The 24,173-nt window shown below is 73.4% G+C and carries 20 protein-coding genes and 1 pseudogene; 11 read left to right on the plus strand and 10 right to left on the minus strand.

From position 1 onward, the window contains the following. Positions 1-11 precede the first annotated feature (11 nt). Positions 12-1,055, plus strand: coding sequence for a hypothetical protein (locus OIB37_RS13675; protein WP_330457857.1), 1,044 nt, complete (start codon positions 12-14; stop codon positions 1,053-1,055). Between the two features lie 131 nt (positions 1,056-1,186). After that, entirely contained in the window at positions 1,187-1,828 is a 642-nt protein-coding gene (locus OIB37_RS13680; RefSeq protein ID WP_330457858.1) for a GNAT family N-acetyltransferase, read from the plus strand. Between the two features lie 48 nt (positions 1,829-1,876). Here the strand turns inward: OIB37_RS13680 and OIB37_RS13685 are convergent, their stop codons facing one another. From OIB37_RS13685 to OIB37_RS13700, 4 genes and pseudogenes are all read right to left on the minus strand, one after another. After that, a complete protein-coding gene (locus OIB37_RS13685) occupies positions 1,877-3,649 on the minus strand; it encodes a TIGR03767 family metallophosphoesterase (RefSeq protein WP_330457859.1) in 1,773 nt (590 codons plus the stop codon). A gap of 201 nt (positions 3,650-3,850) precedes the next feature. Beyond that, a complete protein-coding gene (locus OIB37_RS13690) occupies positions 3,851-4,339 on the minus strand; it encodes an NUDIX hydrolase (RefSeq protein ID WP_330457860.1) in 489 nt (162 codons plus the stop codon). Between the two features lie 209 nt (positions 4,340-4,548). After that, positions 4,549-5,436 (minus strand): annotated as a pseudogene (locus OIB37_RS13695) (pyridoxamine 5'-phosphate oxidase family protein); the annotation flags it as partial. 20 nt (positions 5,437-5,456) lie between these two features. Then, complete coding sequence (locus OIB37_RS13700; protein WP_330457861.1) at positions 5,457-5,909, minus strand: VOC family protein; 453 nt, start codon at positions 5,907-5,909, stop codon at positions 5,457-5,459. A gap of 108 nt (positions 5,910-6,017) precedes the next feature. On the opposite strand from OIB37_RS13700, the gene OIB37_RS13705 reads away from it, so the two are divergent. Continuing rightward, positions 6,018-6,563 carry a CGNR zinc finger domain-containing protein gene (locus tag OIB37_RS13705; RefSeq protein WP_330457862.1) on the plus strand — a complete coding sequence of 182 codons (546 nt, stop codon included), beginning with the start codon at positions 6,018-6,020 and terminating at the stop codon, positions 6,561-6,563. Between the two features lie 157 nt (positions 6,564-6,720). Continuing rightward, positions 6,721-10,044: a S8 family serine peptidase gene (locus tag OIB37_RS13710; protein WP_330457863.1), complete on the plus strand. Its 3,324-nt coding sequence runs from the start codon at positions 6,721-6,723 to the stop codon at positions 10,042-10,044. Positions 10,045-10,174: 130 nt separating this feature from the next. On the opposite strand, the gene OIB37_RS13715 is transcribed toward OIB37_RS13710, so the two are convergent. Together OIB37_RS13715 and OIB37_RS13720 are read right to left on the minus strand one after the other, a co-directional pair. Beyond that, positions 10,175-11,110: a hypothetical protein gene (locus OIB37_RS13715; protein WP_330457864.1), complete on the minus strand. Its 936-nt coding sequence runs from the start codon at positions 11,108-11,110 to the stop codon at positions 10,175-10,177. Position 11,111: 1 nt separating this feature from the next. Further along, positions 11,112-11,660, minus strand: a complete 549-nt coding sequence (locus OIB37_RS13720) for an RNA polymerase sigma factor (protein WP_443058145.1) — start codon at positions 11,658-11,660, stop codon at positions 11,112-11,114. A gap of 365 nt (positions 11,661-12,025) precedes the next feature. Between OIB37_RS13720 and OIB37_RS13725 the strand changes: the two genes are divergently transcribed. The 4 genes from OIB37_RS13725 to OIB37_RS13740 all read left to right on the plus strand — a co-directional run bounded on the left by OIB37_RS13725 (position 12,026) and on the right by OIB37_RS13740 (position 17,053). Next, the gene (locus OIB37_RS13725; protein ID WP_330457866.1) at positions 12,026-13,045 is read left to right on the plus strand and encodes an aspartate-semialdehyde dehydrogenase; all 1,020 of its coding nucleotides are present in this window, start codon (positions 12,026-12,028) and stop codon (positions 13,043-13,045) included. A 136-nt stretch (positions 13,046-13,181) separates the two neighbouring features. After that, positions 13,182-15,761, plus strand: a complete 2,580-nt coding sequence (pepN, locus tag OIB37_RS13730) for an aminopeptidase N (protein ID WP_330457867.1) — start codon at positions 13,182-13,184, stop codon at positions 15,759-15,761. A 175-nt stretch (positions 15,762-15,936) separates the two neighbouring features. After that, positions 15,937-16,425, plus strand: a complete 489-nt coding sequence (locus OIB37_RS13735) for a DUF1203 domain-containing protein (protein ID WP_330457868.1) — start codon at positions 15,937-15,939, stop codon at positions 16,423-16,425. A gap of 109 nt (positions 16,426-16,534) precedes the next feature. Next, positions 16,535-17,053 carry a MarR family winged helix-turn-helix transcriptional regulator gene (locus OIB37_RS13740; RefSeq protein ID WP_330457869.1) on the plus strand — a complete coding sequence of 173 codons (519 nt, stop codon included), beginning with the start codon at positions 16,535-16,537 and terminating at the stop codon, positions 17,051-17,053. Positions 17,054-17,057: 4 nt separating this feature from the next. On the opposite strand, the gene OIB37_RS13745 is transcribed toward OIB37_RS13740, so the two are convergent. Continuing rightward, a complete protein-coding gene (locus OIB37_RS13745; protein ID WP_330457870.1) occupies positions 17,058-18,599 on the minus strand; it encodes an FAD-dependent monooxygenase in 1,542 nt (513 codons plus the stop codon). A 142-nt stretch (positions 18,600-18,741) separates the two neighbouring features. Between OIB37_RS13745 and OIB37_RS13750 the strand changes: the two genes are divergently transcribed. Then, positions 18,742-19,320, plus strand: a complete 579-nt coding sequence (locus OIB37_RS13750; protein ID WP_330457871.1) for a TetR/AcrR family transcriptional regulator — start codon at positions 18,742-18,744, stop codon at positions 19,318-19,320. A gap of 169 nt (positions 19,321-19,489) precedes the next feature. Here OIB37_RS13750 and OIB37_RS13755 read toward each other — a convergent pair whose 3' ends face one another. Genes OIB37_RS13755 through OIB37_RS13765 form a run of 3 tightly spaced genes read right to left on the minus strand, consistent with a single transcriptional unit; the run spans position 19,490 to position 22,256 of the window. Beyond that, on the minus strand, positions 19,490-19,774 hold the full coding sequence (locus OIB37_RS13755; RefSeq protein WP_330457872.1) for a hypothetical protein: 285 nt from the start codon (positions 19,772-19,774) through the stop codon (positions 19,490-19,492). A gap of 52 nt (positions 19,775-19,826) precedes the next feature. Next, positions 19,827-22,010 carry a 4-alpha-glucanotransferase gene (malQ, locus tag OIB37_RS13760; RefSeq protein ID WP_330457873.1) on the minus strand — a complete coding sequence of 728 codons (2,184 nt, stop codon included), beginning with the start codon at positions 22,008-22,010 and terminating at the stop codon, positions 19,827-19,829. Then, complete coding sequence (locus OIB37_RS13765; protein ID WP_330457874.1) at positions 22,011-22,256, minus strand: hypothetical protein; 246 nt, start codon at positions 22,254-22,256, stop codon at positions 22,011-22,013. It lies immediately after the preceding gene. A gap of 291 nt (positions 22,257-22,547) precedes the next feature. On the opposite strand from OIB37_RS13765, the gene OIB37_RS13770 reads away from it, so the two are divergent. Both OIB37_RS13770 and OIB37_RS13775 read left to right on the plus strand, forming a co-directional pair. Further along, positions 22,548-23,153, plus strand: a complete 606-nt coding sequence (locus tag OIB37_RS13770; RefSeq protein ID WP_330461841.1) for an RNA polymerase sigma factor — start codon at positions 22,548-22,550, stop codon at positions 23,151-23,153. Then, positions 23,150-24,103: a zf-HC2 domain-containing protein gene (locus OIB37_RS13775; RefSeq protein WP_330457875.1), complete on the plus strand. Its 954-nt coding sequence runs from the start codon at positions 23,150-23,152 to the stop codon at positions 24,101-24,103. Before OIB37_RS13770 ends, OIB37_RS13775 begins: the two co-directional genes overlap by 4 nt. Positions 24,104-24,173: the final 70 nt, after the last annotated feature.

Here is a 24,173-nt window from a genome sequence, read left to right on the forward strand (position 1 = left end):
ATCCCGTCGCCATGACGCACGACACCCCGCTCTCCCCCCGCCCCCTCCGCCACCTCGCCGAGGTCCACCGCCGCGTCCTGTCGGCCGCCCAGCTCCGCGCCCACGGCGTGACGACGGCCGAGCTGCACGAGCAGTGCCGCCCCGGCGGCCCCTGGCAGCTGCTCCTGCCGAACGTGGTCCTGCTCCACCCCGGCGCCCCGACGAGCGAGGAGCGTCTGCACGGTGCCCTGCTGTACGCCACCCGCGAGTCCGCTCCGGGCGTCCCGGCCCAGCCCGGCGCCGACGGCCCGCACCGCCCGGTCTACCCGGAGGCGGCGATCACCGGCCTGGCGGCCCTGACCCTGCACGGCTTCTCGTCCACGCCGCCGCTTCCCTCCCTGGACCACGTCGACGTCCTGGTCCCGCGCCTGCGCCGGCTGCGCTCGACCGGGTACGTCCGCGTCCTGCGCACCCCCGACCTCCCGGCGCCCGTGGCCGTGACGGGCCTGCCAGTGGCACCGGTGCCGCGCGCCGTGGCGGACGCGGTCGCGGAGCTGACGGACGCGGACGCCGACGCGGTACGCCGGCTGCTGACCGAGGCGGTGCGCGGCGGCCACTGCGAGGCGGCCGTGCTGGTGCGCGAGCTGACCCGGGCCCGGCTGCTGACCCGCCCCCATGTGGTGGACGCCGTCGACTCCCTGCTGGCCGAGGGCCGCGCGATCGCCGAGGACCGCCTGTACGAGATGGTCGGCGCGTACGGCCTTCCCGACCCCGTCTGGAACGTCGACCTGCGCCTGCCCGGCGGCCCGCACCTCGGCGGCCTGGACGCCTACTGGCCCGAACAGGCGGTGGCGGTGGAGCTGGACACGCGGGCCCCGCGCCAGGACGAGGACGCCCTGTGGTCGGAGTACGCCCGCAAGCGCGAACACCTGGAGCGCCTCGGCATCACCGTCGTCCACATCACCCCCAAGAAGCTCCGGGAATCCATGGAACAGCAGGCCGCGGTGGTCCGTACGGCCCTGATGGCGTCCGGCGATCGCGACCCGGCCGCCTATGTCGTGGTGCTGCCCCGGTAGTGCCGGAAACGGTGATCCGGGAGCAGCGCGGGCGCGGGTGGCGCCCGGCCTGGGAAGCCTGGTGCGGCTACGCTGCTGATCCGGGAACGCATCCCGAGTTCCCGCACCGGCTGGACGGAGAACCGCAGGCCATGCATCCACGTTCCCCCGCTTCCGGACCCGCCCCCGTACCCGAAGCCGACCAGAAGACGGCCACCCCGCCGGCCAGAACCAGCGGACACACCGGACCCGCCGGACCCGCCGGGGCGGTGGCGACCGTCGCGCTGCGTCCCGTCGGTGAGACCGACCTGCCGATGCTGGCGCGGTTCCTCGTCGACCCCGCCGCGGCCGGCCCCTTCCAGTGGTACGGCTACGCGGACCCGGCACGCTTTCGCCGCCACTGGGTGGAGAACGGGCTGCTGGGGGAGGACGGCGGACAGCTGATCGTCATGGGCGACGGGCAGCCGGCCGGGTTCGTCGCCTGGCGGAGGGTGGTGGTCTCGCCGTCCTCCCACTGCTGGAACATGGGGGCCCAGCTGATGCCCGAGGCCTGTGGGCGCGGCATCGGCACCCGGGCCCAGCAGCAGCTCGTCCGTTACCTCTTCTCGAACACCCCCGTGATGCGGATCGAGGCGGACACCGAGGCCGGGAACGTCGCCGAGCAGCGGGCTCTGGAGAAGGCCGGCTTCACCCGCGAGGGCGTACGGCGTGCCATCGTCTTCCGGGACGGGAAGTGGCGGGACGGCATCTCCTACAGCGTGCTGCGCGACGACCCGCTGCCCGCCGGCGTGTGAGGCGCGCGGCGGCCGCCGGCCCTTCCGGCGTGTGAGGCGCGGCGGCCGTCAGCCCTTCTTCAGCACCAGCTCCGTGTTCCGGTCCGCCGCCGCTCCCGCGAGGGTCTTGTTGGCCCCGGGGGCGTTGAAGGACAGCTCCCGGTACAGGGCGGCCAGGCCCGTCTGGGTGAGGTCGGTGTAGTCGGTGCGGTGCGGGGCGGCGGACTCGATCAGGGTGGTGAAGAGGGAGAGCGTGCCGTCCTTGTTGTCCACCACCTCGACGACGCGGGCGAGCTGGGGGTGGTCGACGTGCGAGGCGGTGGAGATCTCCCAGAAGGAGCGGCCGCCCGAGGCCTTGTGCGGGGTGATGACGTTCTTGTGGATGTGCCCGTTCACCCAGGCCAGGACGCCCGGGTGCGCGCTCAGCACGGAGACGACCTCGGCGCCGTCGTGGCGCCGCTCGCCGGGGCGGGCCGGGTCGGAACGGGTGTTGGTCATCGTCTTGCTGGTGTGGTGGCTGAAGACGATCGCGTACGCGTCCTTGTTCTCCTTGAGCGTCCTGGCCAGCCAGGTCAGCTGGGCGGTGCCGATCGAGCCGTCGTAGTGGCCGCCGGCGTCGGTGGTGTCGAGGCTGATGCCGATGACGTCGCCGGAGACGCGGAAGGCGTAGTACTGGGTGCCCGCGTCGAGGTTGGCCGAGGAGTAGCCGTGGCCGGCCGGGCCGTGGCCCTGGTGGGCGGGGTCGAGGTGGGCCTTGAGGTAGTCGGCCTGGGTGTAGGGGGCCCGCTTCTCGTCCGGGGTGACGGAGCGCATGGCGCGGGCGTGGGCCCTGAGGAAGTCCCGGTAGCCGCCGCCCCTGGGGTCCTTGGCGTTCTTGATGGCGTCCTGGAGCTTCCTGGCGTCGGCTGCGGAGACGCTCATCAGTTTCTTGCCGCCGATGGCCGCCTCGGCGAGGTAGGGGTCGGCGTGGGAGCCGTAGCAGCCGAGCGGGAGGGCGTCGTGGTTGCCGACGGTGGAGTACCAGGGCAGGTTGAGGCCGGGGCTGCGCACCTCGCGTCCGGAGGCGGCCAGGAAGCCCTTCAGGTGCGGGAAGCCGAGTGCCTTGTCGCCGTCGCGGGTGGTGGAGTCGGGCTGCCAGTACAGCTTGAGGCCGCTGTTCTGCACGCCCTCGTAGTGCCGGGGGTCACCGGTGTTCGGGGTGATGCGGCCGCCGCTCATCACCTTCATGAACCACTCCAGTTCGGAGTGGGCGTTGTTGTCGGTGTTGTCGCCGGTGGTCATGACGAAGTGCAGCGGGGCTCCGGTGACGGGGGCGCCGCGCAGCGCGTTGACCCGCTCGACGAGTGAGACGGCGCCGGGCACGGTCAGCGCCTCGTGCGGGCGCCAGGCGTGCGGGTCGTGGGAGCGCAGGTACTCCAGGCGCAGCGGGTGCTGGACGTCCATCAGATGCAGGTCGGTGAACTGCACGAACGCGGCGAGCGCCGTACGGCGGTCCGCGCGCCCGGACTTGGCGGCGGCCAGCTCGCCGCGCACGACCCGCTTCCAGCCGGGGCCGTCGCCCAGGCGCCGGTAGCCGGAGCTGTTCCGGGGGGCGGCGACGGAGGCGAGCGTGGTGCCCTTGGTGTAGGGGGCGAGCGGGGCCGCCGGGGTGACCTTGCGGGAGGCGGCGACGGGCGCCTCGGAGGCCGCGGCGGCCTGGCTGTCGGTGGCGGCGGCGTGGCTGTCGGTGGGGTGCAGGGCGTAGCCGACGCCCGCGGAGAGGGTGACCGCTCCGGCGGCGGCGAGGACGGTACGGCGGTGGACCCCCGAAGCGGAGGTGACGACAGAGCGTGTGCGCGACATGGCGCGATCTCCCCGGGTGCGAACGCGTCGGCAGTGGTCGCGGGGCGGTCGCTCACACGAACTCCCCGCTCGCTCTGGATCGTTGGCAGCGGGGATGACCTGCGCGTGAACGGGGTGGCAACGGGCGACGCCGATCACCGTACGTGGATTACAGGCCACAGGTCGTGGTCACGGAGTGGAACGCGGACGGCCGGGGTCCGGTCACTCCTCGTTCATCTCCTGGGGTAGGGGGTGGGCCGAAGAGGTCAGATGGCCGGCCGGCGGGCGTTCGCGCCACAGGCGCAGCGCGCTGTCGACGAGCGGGATCCGGGTCAGGCCGGACAGGGCGTCCAGGTACTGCCAGGCGGCGAGGTCGGTGGAGCCGTCGACCTCGTTGCGGAGTTCGCCGCCGGTGACCTCTGCCGCGTAGACCAGCCGTACGCCGTGGTGGTCGACGGTCCGGCGGCCGAGCCGGCCGGGCACGGTCACCCGGCGGGAGTCGACGCCGAGGAATCCGGTGACCTCGACGCGGTAGCCGGTCTCCTCCAGGAGTTCGCGGCGGACGGTGTCGTAGGGGTCCTCGCCGAACTCCATGCCACCGCCGGGCAGCACCCACTCGTGGCCACCGCCGGGGGCCGGTGAGCGGGCGAGCAGGACCTGTCCGTCACGGACGCACACGGCGTAGGCCGCCACCCTCACCTTCCTTCGCATGGAAGGAGGTTAGCGCGCTAGGGTCTTTCTTCCGGATCAGGCCGGCTCCGGTCTGCGGCGCCTTCTCTGGCCGACCCGAGCGGGGTCTGGTGCGTGCAGCTGCAAGGCGGAGGAGGGAGTCGACGCGGCGCGTCGGCGACCGACGACAACGCAGCAGATGTGCGTGCCAGACCCCGCGACCCCGGCAAGATCCGGAAGAGAGGCCCTAGTTCGGGATTGGCGGGCGAATACTCCGGTGCGGACCAGCGCAGCGGCACGGCCGCCTCGGTCGCGACGGCCCCGGTGACGGTGAAGCGGACGGTCCGCTCGCCGTCGGCGCCGAACTCGGTGCGCGCCTCCCCGGTGAGCTGGAGGGTGTCGCCGGTCGTCCAGTCCAGGAAGAGCAGTCCGGCGCGGGGGTCGGTGCGGAGGTTGCCGAGGGTGAGGAACATGGCGTTGCCGGGGTAGTCGGACCAGGTGAGTTCGCACGGTGAGGTGACCTTCACGAAGCCTGGGTTGCCTCCGCGGTGGCTGACGTCGGCGCCGGCGCCGTGCACGGTGGCGAGGAAGAAGGTGTCGGCGGACTCGATGAACCGGACCTGTCCGGGGGTCGGCCGGGACGTGTGCTCGGGGCGGCCCGGTGCACGGTCGTCGAGGTGCTCGCAGGACTCCCTGCGCTGGATGTACCGCGGGCAGTTGGAGAAGACCTGGTCGGCCTCGACGGCGAAGCCCCGGGGGGTGGGGCGGAGGCGGCCGTTGAGGCGCATCCGGCGGCGGGTGCGGGGGTCGAGGGCGAGGGTGCCGACGGGGGTGCCGGGGGTGGCCAGGGCCGCCGCGAGCGGGCCGGCCGGGGGCGGGCCTCCCGCGGCGCCGGTCCTGACGGACATCTGCCGGGGCCCGGTGGCCCGGACGAAGCCGGGCGTGCCGGCGAGCGGCGCGGCCCACACGCGGCCGGTGTCCGGGTCGGCCGCGCCCACGATCAGCAGGGGCTGGAGTTCCAGGAAGACCGCGGCGACCGGCTTGATGTCCCGGCCGAGGGAGCGGCCGACGTGGTCGGCACGGTCGCGGACGCCGGCCAGGTCCTGAAGGGCCCGCGAGCCCACGTGGTAGACGCTCATGGCGCTCATGACCCTCCCGTCTAGAAGAAACCGCAGGTCGGAGCGGAGCCGAGCGGGGCGGGGGCACCCTCGGCGCCCTCGGGGACGGAGATCTCCAGGCGGGTGCCGTCGGGGTCGTGGAAGAAGATCCCGCCGGAGGCGGAGCCCTCCCGGTGGGCGACCAGGCCGTCGTGGGCGAAGGCCACGCCCGCATCCCGCAGCGCGCTCTCGTACCGCCGGACCCGGTCCACCGATTCGGCGGTGAAGGCGAGGTGGTGCAGTCCGGCGCGCCCGTCGTCGTAGGCGCCCCGCGCCTGCTGCCAGAGGGTGAGCACGGGGGCGCCGTCGCGGTCCGGTCCGCCGAGGAAGGCGTATCGGCGGTCGTCCTCCTTGCCCTCGGCGAGCAGCGTGAAGCCCAGGAGGTCCCGGTAGAAGGCGAGGGAGCGGTCGAGGTCGGTGACGTTGAGGCCGGTGTGGCCGGGGCGCAGGGTCATGGCTCTCCCTTTCGGATGCTCTAACCGTCGTATGCCACATTAGGCGGTTAGATAGGGCGCGTCAACCGGTCACGTATCCTTGAGTGGTTAGCCGACAAGGAGTGTCCGATGCCCGCTGCCGCTCGCGATCCACGCCCGCTCACCGGTGAGCCCCTCGCGCTCGACCTGCTCAACACCCGCTGGAACACGGAGGGCTCGGGCCGGGACCTGCTCGACGACGCCGAGGGGCTCGCGGTGTGGCTGGCGGCCAACGGGCTCGACGGCGCCCACCCGGCCGGCCCGGACGTGCTGCGGCACCTGCGCCAGGCGCGCGAGGCGCTGCGGACCGCGGTGGACGGGTCACCGCGGGAGGGGGCGCCGCTCGTGGACGCCGTACTGGCACACGGGCGCGTCCGGGTCCGGCTGACCGCCGACGGCGCCGCCGAGGAGCCCGAGTTCGCCGACCCGTCCTGGGGGCCGGCGTGGCTCGCCGCCCGGAACTACCTGGACCTGCTCGCGAAGGCCCCGGACCGGATCCGCGTGTGCGCGCACGAGACATGCGTCCTGCACTTCTTCGACACGTCCCGCAACGGCACCCGCCGCTGGTGCTCGATGGCTGCCTGCGGCAACCGCGCGAAGGCGTCCCGGCATTACGCCCGCGCGAAGGAAAGCTGAGCGAAACCGGACGGATTCCGCTCCAACCCGCTCACATCACATCGCGGGTTTTCCCCATACATCCATATCGGTTCGGTCAACGGGTCCCAAAATTCTGTCCCTTGGGTAAGGCTGTGCGCTCGTCCGGCACAGGACTCCTCACCTACAAGGGACGTCGATGACCCATACCTCCGAGCGCGATCCGATATCCGGCCCGAGACGCGTGGCCCGCATAGCCGTGGCCGTGGGTGTGCTGGCCGCCCTCTCCGCGGCCGGGCCGGTCCCGCTGGCCCTCGCCGCGGACCAGCCGCCCGCCACGGCCGACCCCGCCGTCAAGTCCGCGCACGACAAGCTCGGTTCGGACGACGCCGACCTCCTCGCCGAGGCCAGGGCGGACGGCACCAAGAACGTCACCATGATGATCGCGACGAAGCCCGGGCAGACCGAGCAGGTCGCCGGCGAGCTGGACGCGGTCAAGGGCGGCTCGGTGGGCCGCACCTACGACAAGCTCGGATACGTCCGCGCCACCGTCCCGACGGCCAGGGCGCAGTCGGCCATCGCCGCCGCCGCGAAGCTGTCCTCGGTGCAGGCCATCGACCTGAGGCAGGAGATCCAGCTCGACGACCCGACGCCGAGCGCGGACACCGCCCAGGGCGCCAAGGCGGGTGCCGCGGCGGGCACTTACTCCGCTCCGGGCAAGAACACCCCGGCGGAGAACCCGTACAACCCGTCCTTCGAGACCGGTGCCGTCGACTTCGTGAAGGAGCACCCGAAGGCGGACGGCCGGGGTGTCACCATCGGCATCCTCGACTCCGGCGTCGACCTCGGCCACCCGGCGCTGCAGAAGACCTCCACCGGCGAGCGGAAGATCGTCGACTGGGTCACCTCGACGGACCCGATCGTCGACAGCGACGCCACCTGGCGCCCGATGGTCACCGCGGTCTCCGGGCCCTCCTTCACCGCCGGCGGCCTGTCCTGGACCGCGCCCGCGGGCTCGTACGAGTTCAGCACCTTCAAGGAGTCGGCCACCACCGGCGGCGACGAGGCGGGCGACCTCGACCGGGACGGCGACACCACCGACAGCTGGGGCGTGCTGTACGACCCGGCGGCCGGCACGGTCACGCTGGACCTGAACAACAACCACGACTTCACCGACGACACGCCGATGAAGCCGTACAAGGACGGTTACCAGGTCGGCTACTTCGGCACCGACAACCCGGCGACCGACGTCGTCGAGCGGGTGCCGTTCGTCGTGCAGATCCGCAAGGACGTCCCCATGGACCCCTTCGGCGGGACCTGGGTCGGCAAGAAGGCCGACTTCGTCAACATCGGCGTCATCGAGTCCGAGCACGGCACCCACGTCGCCGGCATCACCTCCGCCAACGGCCTGTTCGGCGGGAAGATGAACGGCGCCGCCCCCGGCGCGAAGATCGTCTCCTCGCGCGCCTGCACCTGGACCGGCGGCTGCACCAACGTCGCGCTCACCGAGGGCATGCTCGACCTGGTCGTCAACCGGGGCGTCGACATCGTCAACATGTCGATAGGCGGCCTGCCGGCGCTGAACGACGGCAACAACGCGCGCTCCGCGCTGTACACCCGGCTCATCGACACCTACGGCGTCCAGCTCGTGATCTCCGCGGGCAACTCCGGCCCCGGCGCCAACACCATCGGCGACCCCGGCCTGGCCGACAAGGTGATCTCGGTCGGTGCGGGCATCTCCAAGGCGACCTGGGCCGCGAACTACGGCTCGGCGGTGGAGACGAAGTACGCGATGATGCCGTTCTCCTCGCGCGGCCCGCGTGAGGACGGCGGTTTCACCCCGACTCTGGTCGCGCCCGGCGCCGCGATCAACACCACCCAGACCTGGCTGCCCGGCGCCCCGGTCGCCGAGTCCGGCTACACGCTGCCGGCCGGCTACTCCATGCTCCAGGGCACCTCGATGGCCTCCCCGCAGGCGACGGGCGCCTCGGCGCTGCTGCTGTCCGCCGCGAAGCAGAAGGGCATCGCCCTGACGCCCGCCACCCTGCGCACGGCACTGACCTCGACCGCCGACCACATCCCCGGTGTGCAGGCGTACGAGGAGGGCGCGGGCCGGATCAACGTCGTGGACGCCTGGGACTCCATCAAGGACGGCGCCACCTCGCACGACGCCGCGCCCATGAACTACGCCGTCAAGGCCCCGGTCGACACCGCGATCGACTTCGCCCTGAAGACCCCGGGCTTCGGCACCGGCCTGTACGACCGCGAGGGCGGCCTGAAGGCGGGCCAGAAGAAGACGTACGACGTCACGATCACCCGCACCTCCGGCCCGGACAAGCCCGTCCGGCACGAGCTGTACTTCGCGAACAACGCCGAGCACACCTTCCGGATCCTCGGTGACGACGTCGTCGGCCTGCCGCTGAACCAGCCGGTGACCGTCAAGGTCCAGGCGGCCCCGAAGTCGGCGGGCCTCAAGAGCGCGATCCTCGAGGTCGACGACCCGCGCACGGAGGGCACCGACCAGCAGGTCCTCACCACCGTCGTCGTCTCCACCCCGGTGAACTACGCCTGGTCGGCGTCGGGTTCGGTGCAGCGCAACAGCACTCGCTCGTACTTCCTGACCGTGCCCGAGGGCGCGAAGTCGCTGGAGGTCGCGATCGGCGGGCTGAAGGACAAGAGCCAGACCCGGTTCATCGCCATCCACCCGTACGGCACTCCGGTCGACGACACCTCCACGCCGAAGTGCTACAACAACTACCTCGACGGCAACGGCTGCAAGCCCGACGTGCGTTCCTACGCCGACCCGCAGCCCGGCGTCTGGGAGGTCGAGGTCGAGGCGCGCCGCACCTCGCCGCTGCTCGACAACCCGTACAAGCTGGACGCCACCGTGCTCGGCGCGGCCTTCGACCCGGAGACCGTGACCGTGCCCGAGGCGAAGGTCGGCACCCCGGCCACCGCCTCCTGGAAGGTGACGAACGCGTACGCCGCCCTGGACGGCAAGCTGGTCGGCGGCCCGCTCGGCTCCTCCAAGACGGCCCGCCCGGCAGTCAAGGAGGGCGACACGCAGACCACCACGGTGGACGTGCCGGCCGGCGCCAAGTCCCTGGACGTCGCGATCGGCGGGGTCTCCGACACCGCCGCCGACCTCGACCTGACCGTGTACGACGCGAGCGGCAAGCAGGTCGCGCAGTCCGCGGACGGCGACTCGGAGGAGGCGGTCTCCATCCCGTCCCCGGCCGCCGGCACCTACACCATCGAGGTCGTGGGCTACTCGGTCCCGGCCGGCTCGACCGACTACGACTACCGGGACGTGTTCTTCTCCCCCACCCTCGGTACCGTCACGGTCGACGACTCGGCCCCGGTCAAGCTCGGCACCGGCGACTCGGCCACGGTGAGCGGCCAGGTCACCGCCGCCGCCGAGGCCCCGGCCGGCCGCGAGTTCTTCGGCCGGGTCCAGCTGGTGAACGCCCGCGGCACGGTCGCGGGCACCGGCAGCGTGAAGATCGAGAAGGTCACGCCGTAACGGGGTGATCCCCGGGGATCGACGGGTCCCGAAGGCCCCGAGGGTGGCAAGGGCCCCAGGGGTTCCGGGGCCCAGCGGTCCCAGGGGTTCGCCGAGTGGGGGCGGGTGTCCGGTTTCCGGGTGCCCGCCCTCACGGCTTGCCGGTCGGCTCCCCGTCCTGCGGGCACGTGGTGTGCCGCGCCTCGGGCAGCGTCTCGGTGATCCAGGCCCGGTTGACGGCCACACGGGCGTCTCCCACGGCCCACAGGCTCGCGGTGTCCCGGCCCCGGCCGACCCCGACGAGCACGTGCTGTCCCTCGCGCGGGGCCGGACTCGCGCCGCCGTCGAGAACGAAGCCGACCTCGGCCGGACCGCGGGCGGGCTCGTAGGAGCGGGTCACGGTGAGCACGATCCGGGTCCACGGGTCCTGCGGCAGCCGCTCCACCTTCGCCACGGTGCCCTCCGCGACCAGCCGGTAGCAGGCCAGGGCCGACGCCGGGTCGGAGGGGCGCCCGTCGTCACCGGACACCTCCGCCGCACCCTGGTCGGCGCTCTTCGCGTCGGCCGCGCTCCCGCCCGTCCCCGCGCCCCCGCCCGGCCGGGCCGCCAGCCACCCGAGCCCGGCGACCATCCCGAGGGCCGCGGCACCGGCGAGCGAACCGAGCGCGATCCGCAGGGCCCGGCGCCGGCCGGTGGGGCGCCCCGGACGCGGAGGGCGGGCCGGGCGTGCGGGGGCGGTGGGGCGCGGGGTGCCCCGGGGGCGTCCGCCGGACCCGGAGGCAACGGTCCGCTCCCTTGCCGGCCCCTCCCCCGCCGGCTCGTCCCCGGCCGGCTCGTCCGCCGTCAGCGCCTCCCCCGTCAATGCCTCGGCGATCCACGTCAGTTCCCGCCGCAGCACCGCCACGTCGGCTTCGGCCGCGCGGTGTCGGGCGAGGAAGGAGGCGTCCAGGCGCGCGGCTGCCGGCAGCGGGGTCTCGGTGATCGCGGCCATCAGGGCGTCCATGCCGTCGTACTCCGCGGCATCCCCGGTGCCGTCGGCACCCTCGACTCCGTCGACGCCGTCGGCGTCCTCGTGTTCGGCGGTCATCTCACACCACCTCGTCCTCGTGCAGCCTCTCGCGCAGCGCGCGGACCGCCGTGTGCAGCCTGCTCTTGACCGTGCCCTCGGGTATGCCCAGCTCCTCGGCGATCGCGCGCACCGGCAGGTCGGCGAAGAAGCGCAGGACGACGACCTGGCGCTGGGCGCCGGGCAGCTCGTCCAGGCCCCGGGCGACGGCGAGGGAGAGCAGGCTGGTCTCCTCGCCGGACGGGTGCGCGGGTTCGCGCAGGGAGGCCAGGCGTTCCCCCAGCCGCTCCTGGCGCCGCTTGGCCCGGTGCCAGTCCATGGCGAGGTTGGAGGCGACCACCGCGGCCCACGCGGAGACGTCGCGCGGCGCCTCGTGTCCGTTCGCGGCCCGCTCCAGCAGCCGCAGCCGTACCTGCTGCACCCCGTCCGGCAGGTCCGTCTGCGGCACCCCGCCGAGCGCGAGCACCGCCCGCACCCGGCGCTCCTGGGCCGCGTCCAGCGGGTCCTCGCCGACGCGGTCGTCCGCACCGGCGTGCACTCTCTCCTTACGGCGCGCCCCTCCGCGCAGCACAGGCCACCCCCCTCACACGTCTGCCTCTACGACGCCGCACACGGCCGAAACGTTCGGCCGCCGCCGCACGAAGGCCTCGGCGGCCGCGGAGGCGTGCGTCACACCGCTGTGTGGCCGGGGTGCGCACGGGCAGGAACGGGACAGCACAGCTTCCGGCCCGGGGCTACCGTGGAGGGAATATCTGCAGTTCGGCGAGGCGTGCGGCGCAGGTCCGCAACCATCCGCCGAGTGATCGTGTCCCACTCTCCGGGTGCGCCCCGCGAAGGACGTCAAAGAATTGGACAGGTGGGCCGGGGGCAGCCGCATGATGGGAAAGCCCAGGTCAGACAAGAACACGTAGCAACAGACACACAGAGGGAGTCACCGTGAGGGTCGGAATCGTCGGAGCCACCGGTCAGGTCGGCACGGTCATGCGCAGGATCCTCAAGGAGCGGAACTTTCCCGTCACCGAGCTGCGTCTGTTCGCCTCCGCCCGCTCGGCCGGCACCGTGCTGGACGGCGTGACGGTGGAGGACGCGGCGACCGCCGACTACGCGGGCCTCGACATCGTCCTGTTCTCGGCCGGCGGAACCACCTCCAAGGCGCTGGCGGAGAAGGTCGCCGCCCAGGGCGCGGTCGTCATCGACAACTCCTCGGCGTGGCGCAAGGACCCCGAGGTCCCGCTGGTGGTCTCCGAGGTGAACCCGCACGCGATCGCGGACCGCCCCAAGGGCATCATCGCCAACCCGAACTGCACCACCATGGCCGCGATGCCGGTCCTGAAGCCGCTGCACGAGGAGGCCGGCCTGGAGGCGCTGGTCGTCGCCACCTACCAGGCGGTGTCCGGCTCCGGCCTCGCGGGCGTTGCCGAGCTGCACGGCCAGACGCAGAAGGTCGTCGCGGACGCCGACAAGCTCACCCACGACGGCTCGGCGGTCGACTTCCCCGAGCCGGGCGTCTACAAGCGCCCGATCGCCTTCAACGTGCTCCCGCTGGCGGGCTCGATCGTCGACGACGGTCTGAACGAGACCGACGAGGAGCAGAAGCTGCGCAACGAGTCCCGCAAGATCCTGGAGATCCCGGGTCTGAAGGTCTCCGGCACCTGTGTGCGCGTCCCCGTCTTCTCCGGGCACTCCCTCCAGGTCAACGCCCGCTTCGCCCGCCCGCTCTCCCCGGAGCGCGCGACCGAGCTGCTGGCGAAGGCCCCGGGTGTCGTCCTGTCCGACATCCCCACCCCCCTCCAGGCGGCCGGCCAGGACCCCTGCTTCGTCGGGCGGATCCGCCGCGACGAGACGGTGGACAACGGCCTGGCCCTGTTCGTGTCCGGCGACAACCTCCGCAAGGGCGCCGCGCTGAACGCGGTCCAGATCGCGGAGCTGGTCGCCGCGGAGCTGTCCGCGAAGTAGCGCGACGCCGGGCGTGCGGGGCGGCCTCCTCCGGGTGGCCGCCCCTTTCGCGTACCCGCCGCCGGACAGGGGCATCGCCTTCCCCAGGGCTCCATGGAAGGATGGCGCAACCCACACATAACGAGGAGATGACCGCGTGCCTGGCACAAACCTGACTCGCGAAGAGGCGCAGCAGCGGGCCCAGCTGCTCACCGTTGACTCGTACGAGATCGATCTCGACCTCTCCGGCGCGCAGGAGGGCGGTACCTACCGGTCCGCGACCACGGTGCGCTTCGACGTCGCCGAGTCCGGCGCCGAGTCCTTCATCGACCTGGTCGCACCGGCCATCAGCGAGGTGACGCTGAACGGGGACGCGCTCGACCCCGCCGAGGTCTTCAAGGACTCGCGGATCGCGCTGCCCGGTCTGCTGCAGGGCCGCAACGTCCTGCGGGTCGTCGCCGACTGCGCGTACACCAACACCGGCGAGGGTCTGCACCGCTTCGTCGACCCGGTCGACGAGCAGGCGTACCTGTACACCCAGTTCGAGGTGCCGGACGCCCGCCGCGTCTTCGCCTCCTTCGAGCAGCCCGACCTGAAGGCGACCTTCCAGTTCACCGTGAAGGCCCCCGAGGGCTGGACGGTCATCTCCAACTCGCCGACGCCGGAGCCCAAGGACAACATCTGGGCGTTCGCGCCGACCCCGCGCATCTCGTCGTACATCACGGCGCTGATCGTGGGCCCGTACCACTCGGTGCACAGCGTGTACGAGAAGGACGGGCAGAGCGTGCCGCTGGGCATCTACTGCCGGCCCTCGCTCGCCGAGTTCCTCGACTCGGACGCGATCTTCGAGGTCACGCGGCAGGGCTTCGACTGGTTCCAGGAGAAGTTCGACTACGCGTACCCCTTCGAGAAGTACGACCAGCTGTTCGTGCCGGAGTTCAACGCGGGCGCGATGGAGAACGCGGGCGCGGTGACCATCCGCGACCAGTACGTCTTCCGGTCGAAGGTGACGGACGCGGCGTACGAGCTGCGCGCGGAGACGATCCTGCACGAGCTGGCCCACATGTGGTTCGGCGACCTGGTCACCATGGAGTGGTGGAACGACCTGTGGCTGAACGAGTCGTTCGCCACCTACACCTCCATCGCCTGCCAGGCGTACGCGCCGGGCAGCAGCTGGCCGCACGCGTGGACGACGTTCGCCAACTCGATGAAGACATGGGCGTACCGGCAGGACCAGCTGCCCTCCACGCACCCGATCATGGCCGAGATCCGCGATCTGGACGACGTCCTCGTCAACTTCGACGGCATCACGTACGCCAAGGGCGCGAGCGTGCTGAAGCAGCTCGTCGCGTACGTCGGCATGGAAGAGTTCTTCAAGGGCGTGCAGGCGTACTTCAAGCGCCACGCGTTCGGCAACACGCGCCTGTCCGACCTGCTGGGCGCCCTTGAGGAGACCTCGGGCCGCGACCTGAGCACCTGGTCGCAGAAGTGGCTCCAGACGGCCGGCATCAACATCCTGCGGCCCGAGATCGCCACCGACGCCGAGGGTGTCATCACCTCCTTCGCCGTCCGCCAGGAGGCCCCGGCGCTGCCCGCCGGCGCCAAGGGCGAGCCGACGCTGCGCCCGCACCGCATCGCCATCGGCTTCTACGACCTCGACGAGGCGACCGGCAAGCTGGTGCGCACCGAGCGCGTCGAGCTGGACGTCGACGGTGAGCTGACGGCCGTACCGCAGCTGGGCGGCAAGCGCCGCCCGGCGGTCGTCCTGCTCAACGACGACGACCTGTCGTACGCGAAGGTCCGCCTGGACGAGGAGTCCCTCGCCTTCGTCACCGAGCACCTGGGCGACTTCGAGGCGTCCCTGCCGCGCGCCCTGTGCTGGGCGTCGGCCTGGGACATGACCCGCGACGGCGAGCTGGCCACCCGCGACTACCTGGCGCTGGTGCTGTCCGGCATCGGCAAGGAGTCCGACATCGGTGTCGTGCAGTCGCTCCAGCGGCAGGCGAAGCTGGCGATCGACCTGTACGCCGACCCGACCGCCCGCGAGGCCCTGCTGACCCGCTGGACCGACGCCACGCTGGCCCACCTGCGCGCGGCCGAACCGGGCAGCGACCACCAGCTGGCCTGGGCGCGGGCGTTCGCGGCGACCGCGCGCACGCCGGAGCAGCTGGACCTGCTGGAGGCGCTGCTGGACGGCACCCAGACCGTCGAGGGCCTGGTCGTCGACACCGAGCTGCGCTGGACGTTCGTGGAGCGCCTCGCGGCGGTCGGCCGCTTCGACGAGGCGGAGATCGCGAGCGAGTACGAGCGGGACCGGACGGCCGCCGGCGAGCGCCACGCGGCCACCGCCCGTGCCGCCCGTCCGACGGCGGAGGCGAAGGCGGAGGCCTGGGCGTCGGTCGTCGAGTCCGACAAGCTGCCGAACGCCGTGCAGGAGGCCGTGATCGCCGGCTTCGTGCAGACCGACCAGCGTGAGCTGCTGGAGCCCTACACGGACACGTACTTCGAGGCCGTGAAGGACGTCTGGGACTCCCGTTCGCACGAAATCGCCCAGCAGATCGCGGTCGGCCTGTACCCGTCGGTGCAGGTCTCCGAGGAGATCCTGACCAAGACGGACACCTGGCTGTCCGCCGCCGAGCCGAACGCGGCCCTGCGCCGTCTCGTCTCGGAGTCCCGCGCGGGCATCGAGCGCGCGCTCAGGGCCCAGGCCGCGGACGCGGCGGCGACCACCGCGTAACCGGCTCCCGGACGACGGCGAGGGGCGCCCGGCAGCACGCCGGGCGCCCTTCGCCGTCCGCGCCCGACTTCCGCGTCCGCTGTCCCCGCGGCCGCCGGACGGGTACGAGGGCGGGCACGAGGGCGGCGTCCGGATACCGCCGGAAGACGGTCCGGTGGCGGGTCAGGCTGGCGGTATGACCACCTACACCGCACGGCCGCTGCCGCCCACGACCCTCCGGGAACTGCGTGTCCACGACGACGCGGGCCGCCCCATGGCCCCCTTCACGGACGAGGAGGGCGGTTCGCCGCTGCGCTGCTGCCTACGGCACAGCACGCCCGGCGAAGTGATCGCCCTGGTGTCGTACGCGCCCCTGCGCCGCCGCGCGGCCGAGACGGGCACCGACCCGGGCGCCTACGACGAGCAGGGTCCCGTCTTCGTCCACGCCGGTGAGTGCACCGGGCCTGACGGTCACGGCCTGCCCTTCACGAACGCCCACCGCACGGTCCGCCGTTACTCCGCCGACGGCCGCATCCTGGGCGGCCGCCTGGTCGAGGACCCGGCCGGCTCGCAGTCGGCCTTCGCGGACGCGTTCAGCGAGGCGTTCGCGGATCCCGAGGTGGCGCTGGTGCATGTGCGGGCGGTGGAGTACGGGTGCTTCCTGTACGAGGTGCGCCGGCCGTAGGCGCCGCAAGCAGCCCGCGAACAGCCCGGAGAAAACAGCTCGGCTCCAAGCAACTTTCCGCCAAGCTACTTTCTTGCGATCGAGTCAGTCGCGGGCGGATACTCCCCCCATGGCCTCCACCCCTCACCCCCGGACGCCCTCCGGGGACCCCGTCGACACGATCATCGAGCAGTGGGCGGCGGTCCGGCCCGACCTCGACACCCGGGCGCTGGAGGTCTTCGGCCGCGTCCACCGGATCGCGCGCGCGATGGGCGACCGGACGGAGAAGGCGTACGCCCGGTTCGGCATCTCGCGCGGGGAGTTCGACGTCCTCGCGACCCTGCGCCGCTCCGGCGAGCCGTACACCCTCTCGCCCCGCGAGCTGTCGGCGACCCTCATGCTCACCACCGGCGGCACGACCGGCCGCCTCGACAAACTGGAGCAGGCCGGACTGCTGCGCCGCTCCCCCGACCCGCACGACCGGCGCGGTCTGCGGGTGACGCTCACCGAGGAGGGGCTGCGGCTGGTCGACTCGGCGGTCGGCGCGGGCCTCGCGGAACAGCAGGACGCCCTGACCGCCCTCGACGACGAACAGGTCGGCCAACTGGTCGGCCTGCTGAGGCAGTTGCTGAGCGGGACGGCCGAGTAGCCGTTCAGTCCGCCGGGCCGAGATGACGGGCGAGGGCCGCCTCGACATCCGCCCGGCCGGCCGCGTCGGCGGCCCACGCCACATACCCGTCGGGGCGCACCAGTACGGTCGTCCGCCGGTCGCCCACCCACCGCGCCACCGCCAGCCGGCCTGCGCTCCCCTTGCCGTACGACTCCCGCGCCGGCTCCGGGGAGATCAGTACGAACCGGCCGCCGCGCAGCGCCTCGTGGAGCCGGGTGCCGCCGGCCAGGGCGACGTCCGGGACGCGGGTGCCGGTGAGCCGGTGGGCGCCCCGGGGCGTGGGGTAGCGGTAGCCGATGCCCGTGATCTGGCCCGCGATCTTGCGGCGGGCGGGGGCGACGGCGCCGAGGAACGCGACGAGCGCGGCGCGGGCGGCCAGCGTCCAGGGCCGCTTGGCCATGGCGAGCCGCACGATCCCGCCGCTGCTGCGCAGCACCGTCCTGCCGACCGGGTGCCGCTCGGCCTGGTAGCTGTCGAGCAGCTCCGGACCCGCGTGGCCGGTGACGGCGGCGGCCAGCTTCCAGCCCAGGTTGGCCGCGTCCTGCATGCCGGTGTTCATGCCCTGACCGCCGGCCGGGGTGTGCACGTGGGCGGCGTCCCCGGCGAGGAAGACCCGGCCGACCCGGTAGGCGGGCGCCTGGCGTTCGTCGCTGTGGAAGCGGGACAGCCAGCGGGCGTCGTGCATCCCGAAGTCCCGGCCCAGCGCGAGCCGGGTGATCTCCTTGACCTCCGCCAGGTCCACCGGCTCCCGCTCGGAGATGTCACGGCCGCGGTGCCAGCCGATCACCCGGTAGTAGCCGTCGCCGAAGGGCACGAGGAACGCGAAGGCGTCACCGACGGCGTTCGCCGTGAGCAGGTTCGGGGGCTTCTCGGCGAGCAGCACGTCGGCGAGGACGACGGACCGGATCACCGACTTGCCCGGGAACGGCACCCCGACCGCCCCGCGCACCGCGCTGCGCATGCCGTCGGTGCCGACGACGTACGCCGCCCGCAGCCGCTCGGTCCGCCCCTCGGGCCCGCGCGCCTCCACGGTCACGCCGTCCGCGTCCTGCGTGAGCGCGGTCAGCTCGGTCTCGTACCGGAAGTCGACGCCCGCCCCGGCCGCCCACCGCTCCAGCACCTTCTCCACCTCGTACTGGGGCAGGACGAGGACGTGACGGAAGCGGGTGGGGAGGGTGCGCAGGTCGAAGGTGAGGCCGCCGAAGAGACGCAGCCGCTCCAGGGGCTTGCCGACCGCCTCCAGCTCCTCGGCCAGGCCCCGCGCGTCGAGCTGCTCCAGGGTGCGGGCGTGCAGGACGAAGGCGCGGGAGAGGTTGCTGACCTTGTGGGGGCGCTTTTCGAGGAGGGTGACCCGGACCCCTGCGGCGGCGAGGTCACCGGCGAGGAGGAGGCCGGTGGGACCGGCACCCACGACGATGACGTCAGGGGTGGGGGTCTCGTGGGCCTCAGAGGCCTCAAGGGCCTCGGGGGCCCCGTGGACCTCAGGGCCCTCGTGGGCTTCGGGAGTCGCGGGGGTGCCGTTCATGGTGGCCTCCTGGATGCCAGCACATGTTTGTCAACGCCCGTTGGTCAACATCCGTTGGTCAACGCTTGTTGGCAACGGTAGGACGGTCGGCACGGGAAGTCAACGATTGTTGGCCACCACCCGTTGGCCTACGCTCGTTGGCATGACTGGCAACGCAAGCAGCGGCGGCGCTCGCCGCTCCGACGCCACCCGTACCGCGATCCTCGCCGCCGCGCGCGAGCGGTTCGCAGGCGACGGGTACGAGCGGGCCACCATCCGGGCCATCGCCAAGGACGCGTCCATCGACCCCTCCATGGTGATGCGCTACTTCGGCAGCAAGGAGGGTCTGTTCGCCGCGGCCGTCACACTCGATCTGCGGCTGCCCGACCTCACGCAGGTGCCGCGGGACGAGGTCGGGCGGGCGCTGGTCACCCACTTCCTCGGGCTGTGGGAGAGCAACGAGGAGCTGACGGCCGTACTCCGGGTCGGCGTCACCAACCAGGCCGCGGCCGAGCGGCTCCAGGGTGTCTTCCGGGACCAGTTGCTCCCGGTGGCGCGCAAGGTGTGCCCCGATCCCGAGCAGGTGCCGGCGCGGGCCGCGCTGTGCGCCGCGCAGGTTCTGGGGCTGGCGCTCACCCGTTATGTGCTGCGGCTGCCCCCGGCGGTGGCGCTGTCGCACCAGGAGGTGGTGGCGTGGGTGGGGCCGGTCGTCCAGCGGTATCTGACCGCGCCGAGCCCCTGACCGACCGCCCGACCCGCGCGGACCGATCCTGACCCGCGCGTGGCCGCCGGACACGCGCAGGACCGCCGGACCCGGGAAAACGCCGAGGGCGCCCGTCGTCACCTCCGTACGCGTCGCGCGTGTACGAAGGGGAGGACGGGCGCCCTCGGTCGAAGAACCGTCGGTTCCGTCAGGCCTTGGCGTCGGCCTTGACGGCACCGGCCTTGGACGGGGCACCGCCCTTGGTGACCCGGACCGTGGAGCGGTCCAGCACCATGACCAGGCCGGCGATGACGGCGAACAGGGCCAGCGGGATCAGCACGTACAGACCCACGGTCTCGATGGCGCTCAGACCCTGGCCGGGGTCGTCGCCGTCGTCACGGGCCAGCGCGAGCGCGGGGGAAGACATGAGCAGCATCATCAGCGTCGTACCGGCGGCCAGAGCACCGGCGCGCAGGGCGTTCTTCTTGTCCACGTTCCCCAAGTTAGCGAACGGCCCGAAGGCGCGCGCGCCCGGGGTGCCGTACTCAGGCGCCGGGCGGGCCGGGCGGTTCCCGCAGAACGTCGAGGAGCGCCCTCAGCCGGGGCGATCCGGTCAGTTCCTCCAGGGTCACCGGGCGGCCTTCCGCGTCCGCGACCGGGAGCCGCCAGTTGGGGTACTGGTCCCAGGTGCCGGGGAGGTTCTGCGGGCGGCGGTCACCGATGCCGTCGGGCAGCCAGACGCCGATCAACCGGGCGGGGGTGCGCAGCAGGAACCGGTGGACGGCCTGGATCTCAGCCTCCTCGCCGGAGCCGGAGGAGCCGGAGAGGCCGGAGGAGGAGCCGGAGAGGCCGGAGGAGGAGCCGGAGGGGCCGGAGGAGGAGCCGGAGGGGCCGGAGGAGGAGTCGGAGGGCCGGGGCCGGTGCAGGAGGCCCAGGCCGTCGAGCAGGGCGAGCCATTCCGCCGCGTCCGCCGTGGCCTCCGCGCGCTCCTCGGCCGCGGGGCGGGTGAGCAGGCCGAGGCGGTCGCGCAGGTCGACGTGTTCGCCGGTGAGCCGGGCCGCGGTGGAGGGCAGGTCGTGGGTGGTGGCGGTGGCGACGCAGTCGGCGCGCCAGCGTTCCGGCGGCAGCGGGAGCCCGTCGCCGTCCCAGTCCCGTTCGAACCAGAGCACGGACGTGCCCAGCACCCCGCGCCGCCCCAGCGTCTCGCGCACGCCCGGCTCCACGGTGCCGAGGTCCTCGCCGATCACCACGGCCCCGGCGCGGGAGGCCTCCAGGGTGAGGAGGGCGAGCATGGCGTCGGCGTCGTAGCGGACGTACGTGCCGTCCGTCGGCGGCTGTCCCTGGGGGACCCACCACAGCCGGAACAGGCCCATGACGTGGTCGATGCGCAGGGCTCCGGCGTAGCGGAAGAGGGCGCGCAGGAGCCGGCGGTAGGGGGCGTGGCCCGAGGCGGCCAGCCGGTCGGGGCGCCAGGGCGGCAGGCCCCAGTCCTGGCCGCGGGCGTTGAAGGCGTCGGGGGGCGCGCCGACCGACATGCCGGCGGCGAAGTGGTCCTGCTGCGCCCAGGCGTCGGCGCCCAGCGGATGCACGCCGACGGCCAGGTCGTGCACGATCCCCACGGGCATCCCGGCCTCCCGGGCGGCGTGCTGGGCGGCGCGGAGCTGGCCGTCGGTGAGCCAGGCGAGGCGGGCGTGGAAGTCGACGCGGTCGGCGAGGGCGGCGCGCTCGGCGGCGGTCTCGGCCGAACGGGGGTCGCGCAGGGGTTCGGGCCAGAAGAGCCAGTCGGGGCCGTACCGTTCGGCGAGGGCGTACCAGGTGGCGTGGTCCTCCAGGGCCTGCCCCTCCTCGGCGCGGTAGGCGTCGTACGCGGCCTGCCGTCCGGGTCCGAGCGGCACGGCGAGGACCAGTTCCAGGGCCTGCCGCTTCAGCTCCCACACCGCGTCGCGGTCGATGAGGGCGCCCTTGTCGAGGACGCCGGCCCGCAGCCGGTCGGCGCGTTCCAGCAGCGTGCGCAGGCGCCCCTGGTCCTCGATGTGCGCGAACTCCGGGATCCGTTCGATCCGCAGGTGCACGGGGTCGGGGAAGCGGCGCGAGGACGGCCGGTACGGGGACGGGTCGGTCGGGGCCCCGGGTACGGCCGCGTGCAACGGGTTGACCTGTACGAACCCGGCTCCGGCGGTGCGCCCGGCCCAGCCGGCCAGTTCGGCGAGGTCGTCGAGGTCGCCCATGCCCCAGGAGCGGCGCGACAGCAGGGAGTACAGCTGCACGAGGAGGCCGTAGGAACGGGTGGCGGGGGCGGGCAGCCGGTCCGGGGCGACGATGAGATGGGTGTGCCCGGTGCGGCCGTCGGGCGCGGTGGCCGTCACCTGGTGCACACCGAGGGGCAGCCCCTCGATCCGGTCGCGCTCCTCCTCCTGTCCGTCCTCGGCGCGCACCCGCAGGCGGGTGCCGGGCGGCAGCGCGGCGAAGGCGTCGGGCGGCTGCGGGGTGCCGGCCCACCACACCACCGTCGGGGGCAGCAGCCGTTCGCTCAGCTCGCGTTCCCGCGCGGCGAGCGCGGCGCGTACGGCGTCGGGGGTGCGCGCGTCGACGTCGAGGGCGGCGAGGGCGGCGATGACGGCGGTGGCGGGGACCGCGACCGTACGGTCCGGGGACGGGCTGTAGGAGGTGGCGACCCCGTGCAGGTCGGCGAGCCGGGACAGCTCCACGTCGTCGCGCGCCGGGTCCATCTACAGCCCCGGACCGAAGGAGACCGGGACCGGGTCGGACTCGCTGTGGAGCGGGGTGACGTCGGCGAGCGGGGGCTCGCTGGTCAGCGGCTCGGCGTCGGGCAGCGGAGGCTCGCTGGTCAGCGGCGGCTGCGTGCAGGCGCTCTCCGCGCTGAAGACGCACACCGGTGCCTCGCGGCTGTCCGCGGACCACGGTGCCGCGGGTTTCCACTGGGCCGGGACGGGGGGACGAGCCGGTACGGCCACGGGGGCCTCCTAGTCGGTACGTCGGGTTCGGCTTCTGGCGGGTCACGAAGAGCCCTACCCCGTGGACGGGAAGGCAGACACACAGACACGGACAAGGTGCTTCATATGTCCGGCGTCCGGCCGGATGCCCGATGTCGCGCGGGAGACCGCCGTGGTGGGCGAGGTGCCCGCGAAGCTGTAGCGGTAGTAGCCGAAATCCGGGCGCGGCAGGGCGGGGCCGAAAAAGAACGCGCCGCGTGAACCGGCGGCGACCGGCGGGGCGATAGAGGGGGTGTGAGACTGTTCCGCCCCATGGGGGGCCACCGGGAGAAGGACGGCGCGGCCGAGGACGCGGGGCTGCTGCGGGCCGTCGCGGCGGGGGATCCGGCGGCACTGGCCGATCTGTACGACCGGCACGCGGGATGGCTGCACGCGCGGCTGACGCGGCGCTGCGCCGATCCGGAGGTCGTACGGGAGGTGCTGCAGGACACCTTCGTGACCGTGTGGCGGTCGGCTGCGGGGCATCGCGGGCAGGAGGCCGGCGGCTGGCTGTGGACGATCGCGGCACGGCGGCTGGTGGACGCGCGGCGGGCGCAGGAGCGCGCCACGCGGGTCGTGGGGCCGCCGCTGGAGGAGGGGACCCCGGGGCGGTACGACACGGCCGTCGCGCCCTCCGCCGAGGACCGGGTGCTGACCGGGCTGGAGTACGGCGACGTCGGCACCGCCCTCGACCGGATCTCCCCCGAGCTGCGGGAGGTGCTGCGGGCGACGGTCGTCGACGGGCTGAGCACCCGTGAGGCGGCCCGGCTGCTCGGTATCCCCGAGGGCACGGTCAAGTCCCGCGCCCGCCGCGCCCGCGCCGAACTGCGCGACGCGCTCACCCAGTTGAACCCGTCCCTGGTGGGAGGCACGGCATGACGAACAACAACGCACACATCTGGCACGCGGACGACGGCGTCGTCGCCCGCTACGCCGCCGGCTCCCTGCCGGAGCCGGACGCGTGGTCCCTGGAGACCCACGTGGAGCAGTGCTCCAGGTGCGCGGTCCGGGTGTCGCGGGCCGTGGGCGCCACGGCTGCGGGGACGGTCCTGAGGGAGGTGCGGGAAGCGGTACTGGGGGCGCTTCCCGCACAGGGGGCGGCCCAGGGGTCGGCACGGATCCCGGCATCCGGGGCGCCCGCGTGCGAGGGCGCCGCGGGACAGCGTCGCCCGGGGCTCCCCAAGGTCCGCCGGCTCCCTCGGCTGCGCCGGACCGCCCGGCTCCTGTGGGCCGCCGGACCCGCGGTGCGCGGGGCGTGGCTGCCGGCCGTGCTGGTCGTGGCCGCGGGTGCGCTGGTCCTGGGACAGGGGGGCGGGTTCGCCGGCACGCGGGCGCTGCTGCTGGCGATCGCGCCCGTCGTGCCCGTCGCCGGGGTGGCCCTGTCCTACGGGCCGCACGCCGACCCGCTCTACGAGGTCGCCGCGGCCAGCCCGGGCGGCGGTCTGCGTCTCGCGCTGACCCGGACCCTGGTCGTGCTCGCGGTGAGCCTGCCTCTGCTGACCCTGACCGGGCTGCTGCTGCCCGCCTCCGGCGCCCCGGCGGCCGCGGCCTGGCTGCTGCCGGGGCTGGCGCTGACGCTGACCTCGCTCGCCCTGGCCTCCTTCGTGGGCTGCCGGACGGCGACCGGCGTCACGGCGGGCGGCTGGCTGTGCGCCGTCCTGGCGCCGACGGCCACCGCACCGGCCGCCATCACCGCACGTCTGGCCGAGCAGCTCTCCCAGTGCCTCGACGGGGCGGGCGCGCAGGGCACGTGGGCGGCCGCGGCCGCCGTGAGCGCCGTACTCCTGGCGGTCCGCCGCCAGGCGTTCGACAACCTGCTCCCTCGCTGACGTACGACCCCTGTTCCGGCGTCGGCCGCACACTGCCCGGCCGCGCCGGTGGTCCCGCCTGCCCGCCCGG

It is taken from the genome of Streptomyces sp. NBC_00820 (assembly GCF_036347055.1).
Lineage (GTDB): Bacteria > Actinomycetota > Actinomycetes > Streptomycetales > Streptomycetaceae > Streptomyces.

Coding starts and splice junctions, on each gene's coding strand:
- OIB37_RS13745 (WP_330457870.1), bottom strand. CDS start 18,599: ATGAACGGCACCCCCGCGACTCCCGAAGCCCACGAGGGCCCTGAGGTC.
- OIB37_RS13710 (WP_330457863.1), top strand. CDS start 6,721: ATGACCCATACCTCCGAGCGCGATCCGATATCCGGCCCGAGACGCGTG.
- OIB37_RS13675 (WP_330457857.1), top strand. CDS start 12: ATGACGCACGACACCCCGCTCTCCCCCCGCCCCCTCCGCCACCTCGCC.
- OIB37_RS13680 (WP_330457858.1), top strand. CDS start 1,187: ATGCATCCACGTTCCCCCGCTTCCGGACCCGCCCCCGTACCCGAAGCC.
- OIB37_RS13735 (WP_330457868.1), top strand. CDS start 15,937: ATGACCACCTACACCGCACGGCCGCTGCCGCCCACGACCCTCCGGGAA.
- OIB37_RS13685 (WP_330457859.1), bottom strand. CDS start 3,649: ATGTCGCGCACACGCTCTGTCGTCACCTCCGCTTCGGGGGTCCACCGC.
- malQ (WP_330457873.1), bottom strand. CDS start 22,010: ATGGACCCGGCGCGCGACGACGTGGAGCTGTCCCGGCTCGCCGACCTG.
- OIB37_RS13740 (WP_330457869.1), top strand. CDS start 16,535: ATGGCCTCCACCCCTCACCCCCGGACGCCCTCCGGGGACCCCGTCGAC.
- OIB37_RS13705 (WP_330457862.1), top strand. CDS start 6,018: ATGCCCGCTGCCGCTCGCGATCCACGCCCGCTCACCGGTGAGCCCCTC.
- OIB37_RS13700 (WP_330457861.1), bottom strand. CDS start 5,909: ATGACCCTGCGCCCCGGCCACACCGGCCTCAACGTCACCGACCTCGAC.
- OIB37_RS13775 (WP_330457875.1), top strand. CDS start 23,150: ATGACGAACAACAACGCACACATCTGGCACGCGGACGACGGCGTCGTC.
- OIB37_RS13770 (WP_330461841.1), top strand. CDS start 22,548: ATGGGGGGCCACCGGGAGAAGGACGGCGCGGCCGAGGACGCGGGGCTG.
- OIB37_RS13750 (WP_330457871.1), top strand. CDS start 18,742: ATGACTGGCAACGCAAGCAGCGGCGGCGCTCGCCGCTCCGACGCCACC.
- OIB37_RS13715 (WP_330457864.1), bottom strand. CDS start 11,110: ATGACCGCCGAACACGAGGACGCCGACGGCGTCGACGGAGTCGAGGGT.
- OIB37_RS13690 (WP_330457860.1), bottom strand. CDS start 4,339: ATGCGAAGGAAGGTGAGGGTGGCGGCCTACGCCGTGTGCGTCCGTGAC.